The sequence below is a fragment of the Caballeronia terrestris genome, assembly GCF_001544515.1.
GTDB lineage: Bacteria > Pseudomonadota > Gammaproteobacteria > Burkholderiales > Burkholderiaceae > Caballeronia > Caballeronia terrestris.
In genome coordinates this window covers 1-2,577 of record NZ_FCOL02000263.1, presented here as the reverse complement: position 1 = coordinate 2,577, position 2,577 = coordinate 1, and the positions used below count along the sequence as shown (strand labels likewise).

The following is a 2,577-nucleotide window of genomic DNA, read 5'->3' as shown; positions in this document are numbered from 1 at the left end:
ATGCTGCATCTATAACGCCGGCGTCATCAGCGAAGCGTTTCGTCTCGCGAAGGAAGAGATGGAAGTGGAAAGCCGGCGCGTCAGCGCATTGCGTGACCGGCTGCTTGCGGGCCTTCTGGAACTGGAAGAGGTCTATGTCAACGGCGACCGGACGCGTCGCATTGCGCACAATCTGAACGTCAGCTTCAACTTCGTCGAAGGTGAATCGCTCATCATGGGCATCAAGGGAGTCGCGGTGTCATCGGGGTCGGCATGCACCTCGGCATCGCTGGAACCGTCCTACGTGTTGCGCGCGCTCGGCCGCAGCGATGAATTGGCGCACAGCTCGATTCGCTTCACGCTCGGCCGCTTTACCACCGAGGCGGAAGTCGACGAGGTGATCCTTCAGGTGAAGGAGACCGTGGTCAGACTGCGCGCGTTGAGTCCGCTGTGGGACATGCACCTCGAAGGCATCGATCTGAACACGATCCAGTGGGCTGCGCACTGATCATGCAGTCCGCCGCGGGTTCACCCTTTTTCCTGGCGTGCGATCAGATGCGACAGATCGAGCGTCGCGCGATCTCCGTTGGCGACGAGCCGGTCGACAACCGAGCACAGCGCCTTGAATTCGGCCTTTGTGACGCCTTCGAAAAGCACGTTGTTGATGCGCTGTTGCGTGGCGGCCAGTTCGCGGAGCAGCTTCACCCCGTTCGATGTCATCGTCAGGCGCATCTTTCGTTTGTCGTCCGGGTCCGACCGCTTGTCGATCAAGCCGAGCTTCTTGAGCTTTCCAGTCTCGATCGTGACGAACGCGCCGCTCAAATGCAGATGGTCCGCGAGCCGGTTCACTGTCACCGCCTCGCCGTGCGAAAGATGGGCGACCGAGACGAGCAACGAATACTGGATGCCGGTCAGGCCGATGATTGTCCCAAAGCCGTCACGCACGGACAGCAGCCGCGCGGCGAACGGAAGGAGACCGTTGATCAGGTGGCGGAACTCCGTGTCCGTCCCATCGACGAGGCACGCTGGGTTCGTGATCGTAAGAGCGGATTCATCGACCTGCTTCGGCATGACGCGCAAACTCCCGGATGCTAATGTAGTTACCTTTTAAAACTAATTATACGGCAAAGCCCAGAATCGCCATGCTCGCGCGCGGCGACTTTGCGAGCGTCGTCTACCTTATACCTGCCATGCCGCCATCTTCCGTTCAGTCGCTTTTGGAATGCTATATCCGTGCGAAAGATCAGAACCAGCCCGAACTGATCTTCGATTGTTTCGCAGCCGATGCCGAAGTGACATTTTCGATTGCGACCGACGCAATCGACTTTCCTCATCGCGTAATCGGCGCCTCCGCGATCGCCAGGACACTGGTAGCCGATTTCGGCGAGCGGTTCGACCGATGCCGCACCTACTACGTATGCATAGCGCCGGAAGCGAATGGGGAAGGCATCTGCACAATGCCGTGGGTCGTGGCGATGCGTCAGAAGGACAACGAGGCTCTGCGGCTCGGTAAGGGTACATACAAGTGGCGAATCGGCAGCGTGCCTGGGGAAGTGGACAGAATCATAGGGCTGCATATCGCCATCGAGCGCATGGATTTGATCGATGATCCGGGTACCGTGAAGCTTCAGACGTTGCAGGAATCGCTGACCTATCCCTGGCTGCCGCCGACCGCACTAGCGGAGTGCATGGAGCTGTTTGTGGCCAACCATCCGGATCCGGTTGCAGTCGCTTTTTGGCATCCGTTTCGGCATTGAATCGCATGCAAAGAAGATATGGCGCGCGCATGTGCTCGTCGCCCTCGAAGACTTCGCTGATAACTCACTACGATGTAACCGATGTATCTAAGGTCAAGTTATCAGAAAATCTAAGTAAGTCATTGGCCTCACCTTGCCTCACTGCGCCACACCAAAGCCGTCAAAATGCGTCCCCGACTGCGCGGATGCGCTCGCGAGTCGGACACACGTCACGACCGGCGGCCAGACGATCCGCCTATGCCCGACGCGAGCAGGTGACGTGTGGCGTCGCCGACGCGACGATATCGTCCGGCAGCGTGCGATCGATCAGCGCCACGGGTGCCCTCGTATTACGCGCACATCCCAACGCTCCAATTGACTCGTTCCAACGCGCATACTGGATAAAATCGGCTCGTTATCTATGAATTGACGCGAAACGTATTGACGAGTTTCTAGTTAACGAGACCAAAACGGGACTCAGAAATCGCTGGGGCATTACGCCGTCGTATGAACGACGGATAGTTTGCCTTGTTATTGCGGCGTCAGGCGAAATGTTTTACTGTCGACGGCGCCGTTGCTTCGCAATGGCAATGACTGGAGGGGGCGGCACAGCGATGCGCGCGCTAGCTGCTCCCTGGCAGCGGTTCGTTCGTCTGGGCTTCAACCGGGCATAAGCGCATGTCTGATAGTCGAGGTTAGCAAAACGTGAAGGTTTCGCAAGTCGAGGCAAAATGCGGAACACGCGGCTATTTCTCTACCGCGCTTGTTCTCGGCTGGTCTTTGCGCTGCTACGTTCCCCCCACGCGCCGGTGATCCCAGCGAGGCTCAGCTAAAGACGTTGTGGTTTGCGAAGGTACTCAGA

3 protein-coding genes are annotated in these 2,577 nt (G+C 58.1%); 2 read left to right on the top strand and 1 reads right to left on the bottom strand.

What is annotated here, in order from left to right; translation table 11 throughout:
- On the top strand, window positions 1-487 hold a 487-nt coding region (locus tag AWB67_RS36255; RefSeq protein ID WP_125477846.1), incomplete at its 5' end, for an aminotransferase class V-fold PLP-dependent enzyme.
- A gap of 20 nt (window positions 488-507) precedes the next feature.
- Here the strand turns inward: AWB67_RS36255 and AWB67_RS36250 are convergent.
- A complete protein-coding gene (locus AWB67_RS36250; protein WP_087660669.1) occupies window positions 508-1,050 on the bottom strand; it encodes a MarR family winged helix-turn-helix transcriptional regulator in 543 nt (180 codons plus the stop codon).
- Window positions 1,051-1,121: 71 nt separating this feature from the next.
- On the opposite strand from AWB67_RS36250, the gene AWB67_RS36245 reads away from it, so the two are divergent.
- On the top strand, window positions 1,122-1,736 hold the full coding sequence (locus AWB67_RS36245) for a hypothetical protein (protein WP_087660668.1): 615 nt from the start codon (window positions 1,122-1,124) through the stop codon (window positions 1,734-1,736).
- The last annotated feature ends 841 nt before the right edge of the window (window positions 1,737-2,577 follow it).